Origin of the sequence: Arthrobacter sp. 754 (assembly GCF_040548695.1) — a bacterium.
In the GTDB taxonomy this organism is placed as follows: Bacteria; Actinomycetota; Actinomycetes; order Actinomycetales; family Micrococcaceae; genus Arthrobacter.
In genome coordinates, this window is record NZ_JBEPSC010000002.1 from 715345 (window position 1) to 731888 (window position 16544).

The window sequence follows — 16544 nt, forward strand, 5'->3', positions numbered from 1 at the left end:
TTTCACCTGCGCCGGGGCGGCCACGGGATAAACCCGGAGGTCGCCTCGACGTATTCCTTGTAGCCGGGCCGGCCGGACATCGCCTTTTCCGTCAGCGGCTTGCCCGTTTTCCCTGCCAGCGTCCAGACCATCAGGGCCGGGGAGAGGATGGTGAGGATGCCAGGCCAGGAGTCTGCGGCGATGAGGAAGAGGCCCGTCCAGACAGCGGCGTCGCCGAAATAGTTGGGGTGCCGGGTGTACCGCCACAGGCCGGTGTTCAGCACCGTGCCGCGGCGGGACGGATCGTTCTTGAACTGCGATAGCTGCCAGTCGCCCACGGTTTCAAACACGAACCCGGTGATCCACAGCAGGATGCCGAAGAGCGCCACCCAGCCGACCGGGCCGGTGGCGAACATGCCCACCTGCAGGGTCAGGGAGACGAAGAACATGACCACGCCCTGCGGCAGGTAGACCCGCCGGAGGGCGTAGGTGTTCCGGGATCCCGGCGCCGTGCCCAGCATGCTTTTGTAGCGCGGGTCCTCGTGCCCGTCGCGCGCCCGCCAGCCGATGTGGGCTCCGAGGCGCAGCCCCCAGACGGCGGTCAGAAGCAGGAGCAGCAGCCGCCGGGTGTCATCACCGGATCCTGCCGACAGGAGCCAGGACACAGCGGCCACCGCAACAAATCCCGGCCCCCACGCGACGTCCATCACCGAGTGCCGCCGCTGCCGGACTGCCACCGCAAAGGTCACGGCCAGCACCATGACAACGGCCAGGGCTGCCCAGGGCAAAGAGGCCGCGAAGCCCTGCCAGGGAAAGGGGCTCACAGGGTCACCTGAACGCACGATTCCGGGAGCAGTTCATCCAGGGCCCGTGACGCCGGGTGGCTGGATCCCGTCCGCTCGGAAAAAGCCTTCATCACGAAGCCGGTGGACAGGATGTGCCACAGCCGAAGGCGGCGCAACATAAAGTGCCCGGCATTCTTCAGCGAAACGTACTGCATGGAGGCAGCCTCTTCAGCAGCGCGGCGTGCGAACTTCAGGGATTCTGCGGCACTGGTCATCCGGTCCCCGGTGCCGTGGACAATCAGGACTTTGCGGCCTGCCACCCTCGCCGCAGGTGTGCCCGGGTTCAGCCAGGGCGCGAGTGCCACAACGGCTTCCACCTGTGGATGGTCGGCGGCGCAGACTGCGGTGAGCCCGCCCATGGAGTGGCCAACCAGGTACACGGGCAGTCCCGGATGCTGCATGCTGATCTGTTGGAGGGCCCAGCGGGCGTCCTTCAACGCGGACATTTCCTGGCCGTTCCAGCCGCGGACACTGTTTCTCAGCGACCACACCGCCAGCCCGTGGTTCTTCCCGGCCCGGTGCAGGTGGCGGGCGAAGGGAACCATCCGGAGCGGGCTGAGCTGCCGGGCCGCCACCGGCTCGAAGCTGTGCGACTTTCCGCCGTGCAGCACCAGTGCGATGCCCTTCGTAGGCCCCGCTGCCTCCAGGACAGTAAGGACCGCCTGCTGTTTCGCCGCGGATCCGGTGACGGGTACATTGCCGTACTGCTCAGTCCTGCCGTTCGTCACGCTGCATCCTTCCGGTTCCTGCTGCCCATTTATCAACCCTATGGTGCCGGACGTAGAGTTCAAGGTATGAGGATTAACTGCTGATGGGGTCCGGTCACTCCCACGCTCCAACAGGTCATTCGGAGCCGACAGCAGAAGCGATTGCCGCACGAAGGAAAGCCAACCGCATTCTGGCAGCCGTGCTGGTGCCGCTGGCGCTCCTGACCCTCGTTGCCATGGCGATGCTCTGGCCGTCCGGATCCAAAGAGGGAATCACCCTTGCCAGCCCCTATTCGGCTGCACCCGGAGTCAGCTTCGACACCGGGAAGATCCAGAGTGTCGTGGAGGAAAGCTGCATGCAGGGCTCTACGGGCACCTTGCAGCAAAGCGCCGTGCCGCCGGAAACTGCAGGCCAGGCAGCACCCAAGGGCTCCGAGTGCATGTTTGCCTTTACCCAACCGGACCAGGGCGGCAGCCCCGTCAAGGTGGTGATCAACCCGGAGGTGGCACAATCCCACGGCGTAAAGCCCGGCGACCAGATCAGGTACCTTAACCTGTCCAACGCCCCGGGCGCCACGGCGTCGCAGGGTTCTCCGGCCTTCATCTTCGTTGACTTCGTCCGGACCCTGCCCATCGTGCTGCTGGCGATCCTCTACGCCGTCGTGGTGATTGCTGTGGCACGCTGGCGCGGATTCCGCGCCCTTGTGGGCCTGGTGGGCGCGTATGTCGTCCTGGCCGGCTTTATGCTCCCCGGCCTGGTGGAGGGCAAACCGCCGCTGCTGCTGGCGCTGGTCGGTTCAACGGTGATCATGATCGGGGTGCTCTACTTTGCCCACGGATTCTCGGCCCGGACGTCCACTGCCCTCTTGGGCACAATGTTCGGCCTGGCCATCACGGCTCTCCTGGCCGCCTGGGCCACGGACGCAGCCAACCTCGCCGGGGTAGGCAGCCATGAAGCCACCACGCTGATCAACACCTCGGCCAACATCTCAATTTCCGGGGTCATACTCTGCGGCCTGATCATCTCTGGCCTGGGCGTCCTGAACGACGTCACCATCACCCAGTCCTCGGCCGTGTGGGAACTTTACGAACTCGCCCCCGGCACCAGCGCACGGAAACTCTTCACCTCCGCCATGCGGATCGGCCGGGACCACATCGCCTCCACTGTCTATACCATCGCCTTCGCCTACGCGGGCGCCGCGCTGCCCATCCTGATCATCGTGATGCTCTACGACCGCCCGCTGGGCGACACCCTGACCAGCGCCGAGCTTTCCGAGGAAGTCATCCGGACCCTCGTTGGGTCCATCGGCCTGGTGCTCGCCATCCCCGTGACCACCCTGATCGCGGTGCTGGTGGTCAAGGCCACAGGCATCCGGACGGGGGGAACGGCCGACGGCGGCCCTGACGGTCAGCACCGCACCATCGCCGGCGCATCTCCGGTCAACCCGGACGACGTCGTCGATACCGGTGCGCTCGCAGCGGCGGCTGCCAGCAGCCGCTCCCGCCGGGCAACGGCGGAAGGCAGGACCGATGCCGTTACACGCGGTTCCGATGTCGCGACGCGCAGTGCCGCGGACGAGGTTCCGGAGACGCGACGGGGACGCCGGGCGGACCGCGGCTGACCCTCGCCGCTGGCCTCCACGCCAGTCTCTGCGGGCAGGTGGCAGGCCGATTTGTCAGCCTTTGAGACAATGGACGGGTGACTGTTGTAGCAACGCCTCCCGCCCCCAAGCTGGAACTCCCGCCTTTGAAGCTGGGCCCCATCACGGTGGATACCCCCGTGATCCTGGCTCCGATGGCCGGCATCACCAACTCCGCATTCCGCCGCCTGTGCCGTGAATACGGCGGCGGTATGTACGTCGCAGAGATGGTGACCTCCCGTGCCCTCGTGGAGCGGACTCCGGAGTCCCTGCGCATCATCTCCCACGACGACGACGAAAAGGTCCGTTCGGTCCAGCTGTACGGCGTGGATCCGGTCACCGTCGGCCAGGCAGTGCGCATGCTGGTGGAGGAGGACAGGGCTGACCATATCGACCTGAACTTCGGCTGCCCCGTCCCCAAAGTGACGCGGCGGGGCGGCGGCTCCGCCCTGCCCTGGAAGATCGACCTGTTCACCTCGATCGTGCAGGCAGCAGTCAAAGAGGCGTCCAAGGGCAACGTCCCGCTCACCATCAAGATGCGCAAGGGGATCGACGACGACCACCTGACCTACCTCGACGCAGGCCGGATCGCGCGCGATTCCGGAGTTGCCGCCGTCGCGCTCCACGGGCGGACCGCGGCGCAGTTCTACTCTGGCGAGGCGGACTGGACCGCCATCGCCCGCCTCCGCGAGGCCCTCCCTGACATCCCTGTCCTGGGCAACGGCGATATCTGGTCTGCAGAGGATGCTGTCCGCATGGTCCGGCAGACCGGGGTGGACGGCGTGGTGGTGGGCCGCGGCTGCCAGGGGCGCCCGTGGCTTTTCGGCGACCTGATGGCCGCCTTCGAAGGAAGCGATATCCGGCACAAGCCGGACCTGCGCAAGGTGGCCGAGAGCGTTTACCGGCACGCCGAACTCATGGTGGAAACCTTTGGTGACGAAGGCAAGGCCCTGCGTGAAATCCGCAAGCACATCGCCTGGTACTTCAAGGGCTACGTGGTGGGCGGCGAACTCCGGACCCGGATGGCACTTGTGACCAGCCTCGAAGAGCTCCGCGATACCCTGGGCCAGCTGGACCTGGATTCGCCGTACCCCGGTGCGGACGCCGAAGGCCCCCGCGGCCGGGCCGGATCGCCGAAGAAGCCGGCGCTGCCCAAGGACTGGCTCGAGTCCCGTTCCCTGAATGCTGCCCAGTCCAAGGACATCTCCGCTGCCGAACTGGACGTCTCCGGTGGCTGAAACACGCACCACGGCGCCCGTCCTGCCCGGCTACGAGCCCCATGACTCGGCCCGGTGGGTCGAAGAGTCACCCAAGAACACCTACCGCTCCGACTTTGAGCGCGACCGCGCCCGGGTGCTGCATTCCTCGGCGCTGCGCAGGCTGGGAGCCAAGACACAGGTGGTGGCGCCGGACACCGACGACTTCGTCCGTACGCGCCTGACCCACAGCCTTGAGGTTGCCCAGGTGGGCCGGGAACTGGGCCGTGCCCTCGGCTGCGACCCGGACGTGGTAGACACCGCCTGCCTGAGCCATGACCTCGGGCACCCGCCGTTCGGCCATAACGGCGAATCGGCCCTGAACGAAGTGGCCCACGCCATCGGCGGCTTTGAAGGCAACGCCCAGACCCTGCGGCTGCTCACCCGGCTTGAACCGAAGGTCCTGGCTCCGGACGGAAGCCCGGCAGGACTGAACCTGACCCGGGCCAGCCTGGACGCCGCCGCCAAGTACCCCTGGTCCGCGTTGGAAGCGCCGGTGATCCACGGGCAGCGCACCAGCAAGTTCGGCGCCTACGAGGACGACCTGCCCATCTTCAACTGGCTCCGCGAAGGCGCCCCGGTCCGCCGGTCCTGCCTGGAAGCCCAGGTCATGGACCTGGCCGACGACATCTCCTACTCGGTGCACGACGTCGAGGACGCGATCGTGGCGGGCCACTTCCAGCTGCGCTGGATGGACAACCCGGACCACCGTGCCCGGGTGGTGGGCTACGCGAAGCAGTGGTACCTCCCGCACAACGACCCTGCCGCCATCGACGCTGCCCTTGGCCGGCTCGAGGCAACCGATGTCTGGGTGCGTGAGGCCGACGGCAGCCGCAAGTCCATGGCGGCGCTGAAGAACATGACAAGCCAACTCATCGGCCGGTTCTGCCAGAGTGCGCTGGAGACCACCCGCGCCCTCTACGGCCCGGAAAACCTCACCCGCTACAACGCAGAGCTGATGGTGCCGGATGAGACGGTGATGGAGATCGCCGTGATGAAGGGCCTTGCCACCACGTTCGTCATGACCACCGAGCACCGGCAGCCCATCTACGAACGCCAGCGCGAAGTGCTCCACGCCCTGGTGACTGCCCTGAACGCCACCGGGGACCGGCATCTGGAACCCATGTTCGCCGCGGACTGGCGGGATGCGGCCGACGACGGAGCGCGGCTGCGCGTGGTGATCGACCAGGTTGCCTCGCTGACCGACGGTTCCGCACTGGCCATGTACGAACGGCTGGTGGGCAGCCTGCCATCGCTGTGGTGAGGGCTAGGATGGCTCTGTGGCTGGCCTGATCAAACGTGAAGACATAGACGAAGTACGCCAGCGCACGGACATCAAGGAAGTGGTTGACGGCTACGTCACGCTCAAGGGTGCCGGGCTGGGGACGTACAAGGGCCTGTGCCCTTTCCACGACGAGCGGTCGCCGTCGTTCACGGTCCGCCCGCAGGTGGGCCGGTACCACTGCTTCGGCTGCGGCGAAGACGGTGATGTCATCGCCTTCGTCCAGAAGCAGGACCACACCTCCTTCCAGGAAGCCGTGGAAAAGCTGGCCGCGCGGATCGGCTACGAGTTGCGCTACGAAGACGGCGGAACGGGCCCCAACCGGGAAGAGGTGGGCAGGCGCCAGCGCCTCCTGGATGCCCACAAGATCGCCGACGAGTTCTTCCGCGCCCAGCTCCTCACGCCCGGCGCAGCGGAGGGCCGCAACTTCCTCTACAACCGCGGCTTTGACCGCGCAGCTTCGGAACAGTTCGGTGTGGGCTACGCCCCCCAGGGCTGGGACGCACTCCTGAAGCACCTGCGCGGACGCGGGTTCACGGACGCCGAGCTCAAACTCACCGGAATGTTTTCCGAAGGCAATAGGGGGATCTACGACCGCTTCCGCGGCCGCCTGATCTGGCCCATCCGCGACATCGCGGGGGACACCATCGGGTTCGGCGCCCGCAAGCTCTACGAGGACGATCAGGGCCCCAAGTACCTGAACACGCCCGAGACCACGCTCTACAAGAAGTCCCAGGTGCTCTACGGGATCGACCTCGCCAAGCGGAGCATCGCCAAGGACCGCCAACTGGTGGTGGTGGAAGGGTACACAGACGTGATGGCCTGCCACCTCGCCGGAATCCCGACGGCGGTGGCCACCTGCGGCACGGCGTTCGGCACCGAGCACATCAAGATTGCCCGCCGCCTCCTTTCCGACGACGGCACCGGGGGAGAGGTCATCTTCACCTTCGACGGGGACGCCGCCGGGCAGAAGGCCGCCCTGCGTGCCTTCGAGGAGGACCAGCGCTTTACGGCCCAGACCTACGTTGCGGTGGAGCCCTCCGGGGCAGATCCCTGCGATCTGAGGCAGAGCAAAGGCGATGCGGCGGTGCACGCACTGGTGCAGTCCCGCCGGCCGCTCTTTGAGTTCGCCATCCGCACCACGCTCAAGCAGTTCAACCTGGACACGGTGGAAGGCCGCGTGCAGGGGCTCAAGGCGTCCGTGCCCGTGGTGGCTGCCATCCGCGATGCTTCAACCCGCGTGGGCTACTGCCAGGCGCTGACCGGCTGGCTGGGTATGCGTGACCCGAACGAAGTGCTGGGCATGGTCAGTGCGGCAGTGAAGCGGGGTGACCCGGGGCGGCCGGCCGCCTCAGGTGCCCAAGGTCCGTCATCCGTGCCGCAGCCGGGCGGACCCGGCGTCGCCTCGGGGCCGGCGTCGGGCGCTGTCCCTTCCTACCACCGCCCGGATCCCCGCGACCCGGTGGCGTCCATGGAACGGCAGGCGCTTGAAGTGGCGCTGCAGGAGCCCGCCCTGCTGGGCGGCGGCATCTGGGAGCGCTTCTCGGCGGCGCGGTTCGTGACGCCCGCCTTCCAGGCAGTCCACGACGCGATGCGGGCCTCGGGTCCGGAGCTGATCGGTGAGCCGTTGCGCTGGGTTGAGCAGATCATGCACGAAGTCCCGGAACCGCTCCGCCCGCTGGTTTCCGAGCTTGCCGTGGTGCCGTTGCCGGCGAGCACCGCTGAGGCGGTCCAGAAGTACTGCAAGGACATCCTCTCGCGGCTTTTCGAGCTGCAGATCACCAGGGTGAAGGCGGACAAGATGGGACAGCTGCAGCGGCTGGACGCTGCAGCCCATCCCGAGGACTTCCAGCGGCTCAACCGGGAACTGATGATGCTGGAAATGGAGCGCCGGGCCCTGCGCTCGGATGCCTAGGCTGTTGCCGCTGCCCTTCCCTGTTCCGTTGCCCGATTTCAATTTCCCGCGGGGTGTTTGCTAGGCTGATACCCGCTTCATTCCTCCTTAGCTCAATTGGCAGAGCATTCGACTGTTAATCGAAGGGTTGCTGGTTCAAGTCCAGCAGGAGGAGCGCACAATCCCCGTTCCGGGCCTCCGGAACGGGGATTTTTCTATACCCGGGGGAGGTATGGGTGCGGCTGCCCGCGCCGATTTCCCATACCCGCGAATCCTTTGCTAATGTCATACCTGCTTCATTCCTCCTTAGCTCAATTGGCAGAGCATTCGACTGTTAATCGAAGGGTTGCTGGTTCAAGTCCAGCAGGAGGAGCAATCAGCGAAAAATCCCCGTCCTCCGAGTGAGGGCGGGGATTTTTCTTGCCCCCCGACGCCGTGTCTGGACCGCTCGATCCAACCGGACTGCCGGCCTCTTGACCCCCGCGTCTGCGCGCTCGTAGGATTCCGTCACTGCCCGCCACTGGGCCGTACTGACGAGACAGGGGACCTCTCATGCACAACAAATCCTTGCGCCTGGCAGCCTGTGGACTGGGGACTGCGGCGGTGCTGCTGGCCACAACCGCTGTGCCCGCGGACGCAGCCAGCACCGAGGGACGGCAAACCATCACCATCGATCAATGCGTCATCGATGAGGAAGCCGGGCTGGTCATGTGTACCACCGCCACCGAGAAACTCATTGATGTGCGCACACCATCGGGCCGGGTGATAATCCAGAACCAGGTCGAGTCCTCAACGACGACGACGCATCGGGGCGAGACAACAACCGACGAGGGCGTGTTCAAGTCCGTAAACGTTTACGAATGGTATGTGGACGGCTACAACTACGGCCCCCTGGTCATCAAGCTCAAAGGCGTGAGTACCACGACACGCAAGGACGGGATGGAGTGCACCTTCGAAACCGACTTCCTTTCGGTGAGAAGGGAAACGAAATTCGACCACGGCTCTGTGACCTGCGCCGTCCCCTAGGGACACCGTCCCTTAGAGATCGGGCAGCGGCGCCCGGCTGCGTCAGACGTGGCCGGGCGGCTGGCCTTCCCACAGAGGCGTCTTCCGGTTGGCGCGGTGCAGGTGCATGATGTGAGCCCCGAACCTGGGACAGGGCGCGTGCCAGGCGATCGAGGATGCAGTGACTTTGGCTTACTGCCTCAGCGTCGCCGGGACAGTAGCGGACGGCCTGGCGGATTACACCGCAGCGAGGCTCCCGCGCACCTCGCTCATGGTCCGGCGGTCGGAAGCAATGGCACGGCTCGCGACGGCACGCCACCCTGTCACGCGTGCTCTCAGGAACGGGATGCTGCGCGCAATGGGACTCCTCGGCCCCTCGGCAGCCCTCCGGCAGGCCGACTTCGTGATGCGCTGGGAGCATCCTGCGGTATCGGGCACGCCGCAGTCCTAGGCATCCCTTACACGAAGTCCATTTCCACCTGCAGGAACCGCTCCGCCTCGGCTATGGCCGCCAGGAATGCTTCCTGTTCCGTGGGAGACTTACGCGGCTCGCGCGGATGCCATTCATGGGGTGCCGAGTGCACCCGGGAAAACCCCGAGCCAGGCGGTGCGTAAAAAATGCCGAAGCGCTGGACCGGCCACTCAGGGGACGTCTCGGGCGCCACCAGCAGGGCTGCATTGAAAGCCGGGTTGAACCATTGTGCGATGGGCCGGCGGCGGTCCTCCGTGAACAGCCCGGCAGCATAGAGCGCCGCGGACTGCTCGCCGGTCTGGGCGCACAAGCGTTCCCACCACAGGGGCAGGATGCCGGAGTCGCAGCGTTGCCATGTGGCTGGGAGCGGTGAGGAATACTGCCAGCTGGGCACGGATTTATTTTATCGCGGGAAGTGTCCCGGGCGGCAGTGGCCGGCTCCCCCTGTCGTACGGCCCACCTGCCTCAGGCCGCACCGGGCCGCAGGGCCGGTAACGCTCAGGGACGGTTCCACGGGCCAGGGTTCACCCGGTACAACAGGGCAGCGCCCACCAGTGCGCCGAGGATGATACCGATGGCCGCGCTGCCGAACATACGCCCCGCGAAGTAACCTGCGACGGCGCCCAGCACCGCCCCGAGGAACAGTCCACGGGGGTTGCGGTGCGGTTTGCGTTGCATCAGGCCACCTTTCAGGCAGGGGAGTCAGTGGATGGAGGGGACTGTCCGCGGCCTGACTATCAGCCAAAGGCCCGCAATCGCCACCAGGATACAGGCCGCCTGCACGGCGCCCATGGGCGTCGAACTGGTGATGCCCAGCCAGCCCACCACCGGCGAGATCAGGCCGGCCAGGAGGAACGTTGCGGCGCCCAGCAGGGATGCCGCCGTCCCGGCCTGGGCGCCGTGGCTGGCCAGCGCCAGGACCTGAACGCAGGGAAAGGTGAAGCCGGCACCCATGATGTAGAACCACAGCGGAACCATGACCCCCCAGAGCCCCAGGCCTGCCTGGTCGAAAGCGACGATCAGCAAGGCCATCAGGAACATCCAGGCCGTTGAACAGGCAATGATCCACTGCGGCGGGACGCGCCTGATCAGCCGGGAGCTGATCTGGACCCCGGCCACGATGCCCAGCGAATTGACGCCGAAGAGCAGGCCGTACTGCTGCGGCGAGAACCCGAAAATGTCCTGGAAAAGGAAGGGCGACGCCGACAGATATGTGAAGAGGCCGGCGAAATTCATGCCGCCCACCAGCAGGAGGCCTACGAAGATCCGGTCAGTGAAGAGAACCTTGTAGCGCTGGCCCGCCGTCATCCCTGACTGGCCGCGCTTTTCCGGTGGCAGCGTTTCGCGGACCACGAAGAGCGCGGCGATGATCACCACTGTGCCGTAACAGGCAAGGAACACAAAGATGCCGGGCCAGGGCATTACCAGGAGAAGCTGCGAGCCGATCACCGGGGCAAGGATCGGCGCCAGGCCGTTCACCAGTGCCATGCGCGAGAACATCCGGACCATGGCGTACCCGGCGAACAGGTCCCGCACCATGGCCATGGCCACCACGCCGCCGCCTGCCGCACCGACGCCCATCAGCACGCGGAAGAAGCCGAGCGTCCCGATGTCAGTGGACAGCGCCGCTCCCACCGAGGACGCGATGTGCAGGGCAGTGGCAAGGATCAGCGGGAGCCGCCGGCCGAACTTGTCGCTGAACGGTCCCACCACGAGCTGGCCAAGGGCAAAACCGACCGTGGTGCCTGCCAGGGTCAGCTGGACCTGGGCCTCAGTGACTCCCAGGCTTTCCTCCAGCGCAGGGAATGCCGGCAGGTACAGGTCAATCGTGAAGGGGCCCAGGGCCGTGAGGGCACCGAGAAGGAGTATGTACAACAATTTCCGGCGGCGGCTCAGCGCATCGCCCGGATTGGAGTGAATGGTCACGGAGACCAATCCTAGGCGCGCGGGGCTCCATCTTTGCGGGGCGCGGGCGCGCCGCACGGCCAGCCCTGAAGTTTGCCCTGAACCTGAATGATAGTTTTGGGTGCGGGACTGTGCTGCCGCACGCTCCCGCACCCGGAAGCCGAGCGACCAGGCATGAGACCAGCAACAAGTAAGGCGGTAACCGATGAGCGGACGTCACACCGGGCGGACCAGCCAGGGATTACGGATCACTGCGCTTCCCAGAACGGTGAAGCTACTCCTTCGCCTGGCCCCCCGCCAACTCAATGACGAAATCGCCTTCGCCAAAGTTGAGATCAAGCGCAAGGGCATCCAGGTTGGCGTTGCCGCTGCATTCCTGGGTGTCGCGCTCATCTTCCTGGCTTTCCTGGTGGTTGGCCTCATTGTGGCCGCCATCATGGGCCTGGCCACCATCATGCCGGCCTGGCTGGCCGCACTTCTGGTGTGCGCTGCCTTCCTGGTCATCGCCCTCATCGGCGCACTGATCGGCGTCCGGAAGTTCAAGAAAGCCATGCCCTTGGTGCCGGAGGAGACAATCCGCGGGATTAAGCACGACCTTGGAATTGCCAAGGAAGGCTCGGCCTTCAACGCTGCAATCCTTGATCCGGACAGCCCGGAGGCGAAGGCCGCCAAGGCCGCCAAGGACGAGGCCGCCGCGAAGGCGAAGGCTGAAAAAGAAGCCAAGGCAGAGGCACACAAGAAGGAATTCCCGCACGCCTCCGAGCCCGAGCTCCACCGCCGCCTGGAGCAGCGCCGGCGTCATATCGCTGAAGTCCGTGACGAACTGGACACGGAGCTGGACATCAAGCCCCAGATCAGGTTCCTCGCGGGTACCGCCAAGGAGAAGCTGGACGCGGGCAAAGCCGCGTTCGATCACGGCCGGCAGGCTGTGGGCCGGAAATTCGCCGCGATCTCGGAACCCACGGAAGGCCCCGGACTCCGCTGGACGCCGCTTGCAGCCCTCGCAGCCTCCGTTACGGTTCTTGTGGTGCTGCTCCGCAAGCTGCTCCGGAACCCGTAACGGCAACCCGCGCGTTCACACTGTGTTGTAGGGAGGAGGGGACGGATTGAAGTTCATTGGTGCTGGCTCGCGTCCCGGCCGTCCCCAGGTAGACCACGACCGGGTCGTCACCATCCCGAACGCCCTCACAGTGCTGCGCTTTATGGGTGTGCCGCTCTTCATCTGGCTGGTCCTGGCGCAGAAAGAGTACGGCATCGCCGTCGTCGTGCTCGCGGTCATGGCCGGAAGTGACTGGGTTGACGGCTATGTGGCCCGCCGTTTCGACCAGGCGTCCAAGCTTGGCCGGGTCCTGGACCCCCTCGCCGACCGGCTCGCCCTGATAGCGGTGGCGGTCACCCTGGTGATCGCCGGCGTCGTGCATTGGCTGTACCTCGCGGCTCTGGTCGTCCCTGATGCCGTTCTCCTGGTGATGACGCTGTCCTACTTCCATGGCCATCCCGACCTGCCGGTCAGCAGGGTCGGCAAGATCCGCACTGGGCTGCTCCTGCTGGGCACGCCGCTGCTCATCCTCTCGCGCCTGGACCACCCGTTCACGGAGCCGCTTTACGTGGCTGCCTGGATTGTCCTCGGACTCGGACTCGCGGGCCACTGGATCGCTGCGTACAACTACTTTTGGGCCATCCTGCGTAAAGGCAGGCTGCAGTCGCATCAGGACATTCAGTCACATCACGACGGCGGCACCGCCTGATGGTATGGGTTGCGGTTCTGCTCGCGGTGCTTGGCGCCTTCTGCCTTGCCTTTGGGGCGCAAAAACAGGGAAGCGCCGTCAAAGCCGACACAGGCGGGCTCGCCCTGAGTTCAAACGGCTTCCTCCGTCTTCTCCGGAACCCGCGTTGGGTGCTTGGCCTGCTCCTGCTGTGTGTCGGGATGGGACTGAATGCGGTGGCACTCGTGACCGCTCCGCTGACCGTGGTGCAGCCGATCGGGGCGATTGCCCTGGTCATCACCACCGTGGTCAACGCCCGCGACCAGGGCCTCACCATCAACCGCGCAACCATGGTCTCCATTGCGGCGTGCGTGACGGGTTCGGCACTTTTCGTCCTTCTCGCCGTCAACGTGACACAGGAGAACCATCACGTCAGCCAGGAGGACGAACTGACCATTGTGCTCCTGCTGGCACTGGCCGTTGGCGTCTTTGGCACCCTGGCAGTCATGTTCCGGCACCGGATGAGCGCGTTCGTTTACATCCTTGGTGCCGGCGTCCTGTTCGGCTTTGTCGCGGTGCTCACGCGGATTATCGGCAAGCATCTGCTGGATCCGAATGGGCTGGTCCTGCTCAATGTCCAGTGGTACTCGGTGGTGGCAATCGCCGCAGCCGGGGGCCTGGGGTCCTGGTTTGTCCAGAGCGCGTACTCGGGCGGGCCGCCGGACCTGGTCATCGCCGGCCTGACGGTCATTGATCCGATTGTGGGCATCGCAATTGGCATTGTGATCCTGGGCGAACTGCGCCCTGATGTCCACGCCGTGATGGCGATTGCCATGGCTACCGCTGCTTCGCTTGCTATCGTGGGGGTGATCGCCCTTTCCAGGCACCACCCCGAGGTCACCAAGCGCAAGAAAGACGCGCGGAAGGCGGCGGGCAGGGCGGCCCACTAGCCAACGTCCATCCACCAGCCGATTTTGCACCCAACTGCCCGGCGCCACAGCGCGGCAAAACCGCGGCGGCCGGCGTCAGCTGCCGCCCCGTGACCTTCAGGAGCTCTCCACGTGACAACGCCCTCTGACCAGCCACCCCTGACCGTCCTGATTGCCGCCGATACCTATCCGCCCCACATCAACGGGGCCGCCCAGTTCAGCTACCGCTTGGCGAAAGGCATGACTGGCCGCGGCCATGATGTGCATGTGCTGGCCTGCCGCGCGGATAACGGTGCGAGCTTCACGGAGTTCCGCTCCGAGGCCACGGTGCACCGGCTCCGCTCCCACGGCGTCTGGACCCACGAGTACTTCCGGATCTGTTTTCCGTGGGAAATCAAGAAGGAAATCAGCCTCCTGTTCGACCGCGTGAAGCCTGATGTGGTGCATATCCAGAGCCACTACATGATCGGCGAGCACGTTCTGTATGAAGCCGCGAAGCGTGGCATCAGGATTGTGGCCACGAATCACTTCATGCCGGAGAACCTGAACCCGTTCCTGCCGTTCCCGCAGTGGTTCAAGGACATCATCGGCAAGATCTCCTGGAAGGACATGGGCAAGGTCATGGGCCAGGCCGATGTGGTGACGACGCCCACTCCGCTGGCTGCCAAGGCCATGCACCAGCACGCCTTCCTGCGCAAGGTCCTGCCGCTCTCCAACGGCATCGACTCGGCCGCTTACGAGCTGGAGCCCGGCGAGGTCATCGAACCCCATCCCTGCCCCACGGTGTTGTTTGTGGGACGCCTGGCCGAGGAAAAGCACGTGGATGTACTCATCGATGCCGTGGCCAAAACACCGGAAGAACTCAATGTCCATCTGGAAATTGTGGGCGGCGGCGAAGTCCGCAGCGCCCTTGAAGCGCAGGCGGAACGGATCGGCCTGGGCGAACGGGTGAAGTTCCTGGGCCTCGCCAGTGATGAGGACCTCAGGGAGGCCTACATCAAGGCGGACCTGTTCTGCATGCCGGGCACCGCTGAACTGCAGTCGTTGGTAACCCTCGAAGCCATGTCTGCGTCCACGCCGGTCCTGCTCGCTGACGCCATGGCCCTGCCGCATCTGGTGCGCGACGGCGAGAACGGCTACCTGTTCAAGCCCAATGACAGTGACGACCTCGCCGAAAAGATCACCCGGATCATGCAACTTCCTCCGGAGGAGCGTGCCGCGATGGGCCGGGCCAGCCGCCGGATGGTGGAGCCGCACAGCATGGAGGGCACGCTGCAGACTTTTGAGGACCTCTACCGGGGTGCCAGCTTCGACGACAAGGCGCTCTAAACGGCCTTCCCACCCGGGCCGGCGGCTGGCGATGCCACGGCCCGGACGGTTCTCCGGCCGAGCCTGGTCCGAACGCCTGCTGCGGTTTGCTAGAGTGTTTTTGCCCTGCTGAAGCCAAAGTCCCTTGGACCAGGCCGGTGGTGCATAGGGGGCTATAGCTCAGCTGGTTAGAGCGCGGGACTCATAATCCTAAGGTCCTCGGTTCAAGTCCGAGTAGCCCTACCCAAGTTCAAAGCACCGTGGAACCGCGGCTGACGTCATCGTCGGCCGCGGTTTCTTCCGTTAATGCCGGATCTGCGATATGTTACTGACCAGTAACTTACCGCTGCCGCTACGCACCGATGCGTTCGCGCCTGCTGAGATTTGCGAGGAATCCCATGTCCAAAGCTTCCGTTGACATCAACAACCTCCCCTACGCCGACGGTGACTTCTTCGCCTTCGAGCAGCTCCTGACGGGAAAGGAGCAGGACCGCCTGGCTGAAATCCGCGGATTCCTGGCCCGAGAAGTGCGGCCCATCGCAGTGGACTGCTGGAACCGCGGGGAATTCCCGATGGAGCTCATTCCCAAGCTCGCCGAAATCGACCTGGTGAGCCCGGTTCGCCGGCAGGGTTATTCAAACCTGTTCGCAGGCCTGGTCCATGCCGAAGCCACACGCGCGGACACCTCCATCGCCACATTCATGGGCGTGCACGACGGACTCTTCACCGGTTCCATCGAAGCACTGGCCTCGCAGGAACAGCAGGATGCGTGGCTCCCGGACATCTATTCGCTGAAGAAGATCGGCGCCTTCGGGCTTACCGAACCCCTGGGTGGCTCCGATGTTGCCGGCGGCACCCGCACCACAGCCCGGCGCGACGGCGACACCTGGATCCTCAATGGAGCCAAGCGGTGGATCGGCAACGCCACGTTCTCCGACTGGGTGGTCATCTACGCCCGGGACCTCGCCGACAACCAGGTCAAGGGCTTTCTCGTGGATACCGCTTTGCCCGGCTTCAGTGCCACCAAAATCGAAAACAAGATCTCGCTGCGTACCGTGCAGAACGCCGACATTGTCCTCGAGAATGTGGTTGTTCCCGGTTTCTTCAAACTGGCCGGTGCCAACAGCTTCCGCGACACGAACAAAGTCCTCAAAGTCACACGGCTCGCGGTTGCCTGGCAGGCTGTCGGCCAGCAGCTTGCCGCCTTTGACGTGGCCCGCCGCTATGCGGTGGAACGCCACCAGTTCGGGCGCCCGCTGGCGTCCTTCCAGCTGGTCCAAAGCCAGCTGGTGCAGATCCTGGGCAACGCCGTCAGCTCCATGGGCATGATGGTCCGGCTTTCCCAGTTGGAGGACGCCGGCCAGGCCAAGGACGAACAGTCGGCCCTGGCCAAGGCATTCACCACCGCCCGCATGCGCGAAAGCGTCGCAATCGGCCGCAGCCTCCTGGGCGGCAACGGCATTGTGACCGACTTTGAAATGGCCAAGATCTTCGCGGACGCGGAAGCGATCTACTCCTACGAGGGCACCCACGAGATCAACACCCTCGTGACCGGGCGTGCGATCACGGGTATCTCAGCCATCGTCTAGCGTCAGCGCCAGCTCGGGCCCCACCGG

General features: G+C 65.3%; 16 protein-coding genes and 3 tRNA genes. 14 read left to right on the forward strand and 5 right to left on the reverse strand.

Features of this window, described 5'->3' with window-relative positions:
• Window positions 1–2: 2 nt before the first annotated feature.
• Both ABIA70_RS08665 and ABIA70_RS08670 read right to left on the reverse strand, forming a co-directional pair.
• A complete protein-coding gene (locus ABIA70_RS08665; protein WP_354147179.1) occupies window positions 3–803 on the reverse strand; it encodes a DUF1295 domain-containing protein in 801 nt (266 codons plus the stop codon).
• A complete protein-coding gene (locus ABIA70_RS08670) occupies window positions 800–1552 on the reverse strand; it encodes an alpha/beta hydrolase (protein ID WP_354147180.1) in 753 nt (250 codons plus the stop codon). The genes ABIA70_RS08665 and ABIA70_RS08670 overlap by 4 nt, the downstream gene beginning before the upstream one ends.
• An 83-nt stretch (window positions 1553–1635) precedes the next feature.
• Between ABIA70_RS08670 and ABIA70_RS08675 the strand changes: the two genes are divergently transcribed.
• From ABIA70_RS08675 to ABIA70_RS08710, 8 genes are all read left to right on the forward strand, one after another.
• On the forward strand, window positions 1636–3153 hold the full coding sequence (locus ABIA70_RS08675) for a YibE/F family protein (protein ID WP_354147181.1): 1518 nt from the start codon (window positions 1636–1638) through the stop codon (window positions 3151–3153).
• 77 nt (window positions 3154–3230) lie between these two features.
• Entirely contained in the window at window positions 3231–4409 is a 1179-nt protein-coding gene (gene dusB / locus ABIA70_RS08680) for a tRNA dihydrouridine synthase DusB (RefSeq protein ID WP_354147182.1), read from the forward strand.
• Window positions 4402–5691, forward strand: a complete 1290-nt coding sequence (locus ABIA70_RS08685) for a deoxyguanosinetriphosphate triphosphohydrolase (protein WP_354147183.1) — start codon at window positions 4402–4404, stop codon at window positions 5689–5691. The genes dusB and ABIA70_RS08685 overlap by 8 nt, the downstream gene beginning before the upstream one ends.
• 16 nt (window positions 5692–5707) lie before the next feature.
• Window positions 5708–7624, forward strand: coding sequence for a DNA primase (gene dnaG / locus ABIA70_RS08690; RefSeq protein WP_354147184.1), 1917 nt, complete (start codon window positions 5708–5710; stop codon window positions 7622–7624).
• An 81-nt stretch (window positions 7625–7705) separates the two neighbouring features.
• Window positions 7706–7778 (forward strand) — tRNA-Asn (locus ABIA70_RS08695).
• A 125-nt stretch (window positions 7779–7903) separates the two neighbouring features.
• Window positions 7904–7976 (forward strand) — tRNA-Asn (locus tag ABIA70_RS08700).
• A gap of 179 nt (window positions 7977–8155) precedes the next feature.
• A complete protein-coding gene (locus ABIA70_RS08705; RefSeq protein WP_354147185.1) occupies window positions 8156–8629 on the forward strand; it encodes a hypothetical protein in 474 nt (157 codons plus the stop codon).
• A 160-nt stretch (window positions 8630–8789) separates the two neighbouring features.
• Window positions 8790–9059: a hypothetical protein gene (locus ABIA70_RS08710; RefSeq protein ID WP_354147186.1), complete on the forward strand. Its 270-nt coding sequence runs from the start codon at window positions 8790–8792 to the stop codon at window positions 9057–9059.
• A gap of 7 nt (window positions 9060–9066) precedes the next feature.
• Here the strand turns inward: ABIA70_RS08710 and ABIA70_RS08715 are convergent, their stop codons facing one another.
• The 3 genes from ABIA70_RS08715 to ABIA70_RS08725 form a co-directional block, all read right to left on the reverse strand.
• Entirely contained in the window at window positions 9067–9474 is a 408-nt protein-coding gene (locus ABIA70_RS08715; protein ID WP_354147187.1) for a hypothetical protein, read from the reverse strand.
• Between the two features lie 104 nt (window positions 9475–9578).
• Window positions 9579–9758, reverse strand: a complete 180-nt coding sequence (locus ABIA70_RS08720; RefSeq protein ID WP_354147188.1) for a YMGG-like glycine zipper-containing protein — start codon at window positions 9756–9758, stop codon at window positions 9579–9581.
• A 24-nt stretch (window positions 9759–9782) separates the two neighbouring features.
• Entirely contained in the window at window positions 9783–11006 is a 1224-nt protein-coding gene (locus tag ABIA70_RS08725) for a multidrug effflux MFS transporter (RefSeq protein WP_354147189.1), read from the reverse strand.
• Between the two features lie 184 nt (window positions 11007–11190).
• On the opposite strand from ABIA70_RS08725, the gene ABIA70_RS08730 reads away from it, so the two are divergent.
• The 6 genes from ABIA70_RS08730 (at window position 11191) to ABIA70_RS08755 (ending at window position 16517) form a co-directional block, all read left to right on the forward strand.
• Complete coding sequence (locus ABIA70_RS08730) at window positions 11191–12045, forward strand: phage holin family protein (protein WP_354147190.1); 855 nt, start codon at window positions 11191–11193, stop codon at window positions 12043–12045.
• Window positions 12046–12091: 46 nt separating this feature from the next.
• Complete coding sequence (locus ABIA70_RS08735; RefSeq protein WP_354147191.1) at window positions 12092–12733, forward strand: CDP-alcohol phosphatidyltransferase family protein; 642 nt, start codon at window positions 12092–12094, stop codon at window positions 12731–12733.
• A complete protein-coding gene (locus tag ABIA70_RS08740) occupies window positions 12733–13641 on the forward strand; it encodes a DMT family transporter (protein WP_354147192.1) in 909 nt (302 codons plus the stop codon). Before ABIA70_RS08735 ends, ABIA70_RS08740 begins: the two co-directional genes overlap by 1 nt.
• A 111-nt stretch (window positions 13642–13752) precedes the next feature.
• Window positions 13753–14949: a glycosyltransferase gene (locus ABIA70_RS08745; protein WP_354147193.1), complete on the forward strand. Its 1197-nt coding sequence runs from the start codon at window positions 13753–13755 to the stop codon at window positions 14947–14949.
• Window positions 14950–15097: 148 nt separating this feature from the next.
• Window positions 15098–15171: transfer RNA gene (locus tag ABIA70_RS08750), tRNA-Ile, on the forward strand.
• Between the two features lie 155 nt (window positions 15172–15326).
• The gene (locus tag ABIA70_RS08755) at window positions 15327–16517 is read left to right on the forward strand and encodes an acyl-CoA dehydrogenase family protein (RefSeq protein ID WP_354147194.1); all 1191 of its coding nucleotides are present in this window, start codon (window positions 15327–15329) and stop codon (window positions 16515–16517) included.
• Window positions 16518–16544: the final 27 nt, after the last annotated feature.

What these genes read in the sequence shown, in the direction of transcription:
- ABIA70_RS08705 (WP_354147185.1), top strand. Translation starts at nt 8,156, where the DNA reads ATGCACAACAAATCCTTGCGCCTGGCAGCCTGTGGACTGGGGACTGCG.
- ABIA70_RS08720 (WP_354147188.1), bottom strand. Translation starts at nt 9,758, where the DNA reads ATGCAACGCAAACCGCACCGCAACCCCCGTGGACTGTTCCTCGGGGCG.
- ABIA70_RS08740 (WP_354147192.1), top strand. Translation starts at nt 12,733, where the DNA reads ATGGTATGGGTTGCGGTTCTGCTCGCGGTGCTTGGCGCCTTCTGCCTT.
- ABIA70_RS08675 (WP_354147181.1), top strand. Translation starts at nt 1,636, where the DNA reads ATGGGGTCCGGTCACTCCCACGCTCCAACAGGTCATTCGGAGCCGACA.
- ABIA70_RS08755 (WP_354147194.1), top strand. Translation starts at nt 15,327, where the DNA reads ATGTCCAAAGCTTCCGTTGACATCAACAACCTCCCCTACGCCGACGGT.
- ABIA70_RS08730 (WP_354147190.1), top strand. Translation starts at nt 11,191, where the DNA reads ATGAGCGGACGTCACACCGGGCGGACCAGCCAGGGATTACGGATCACT.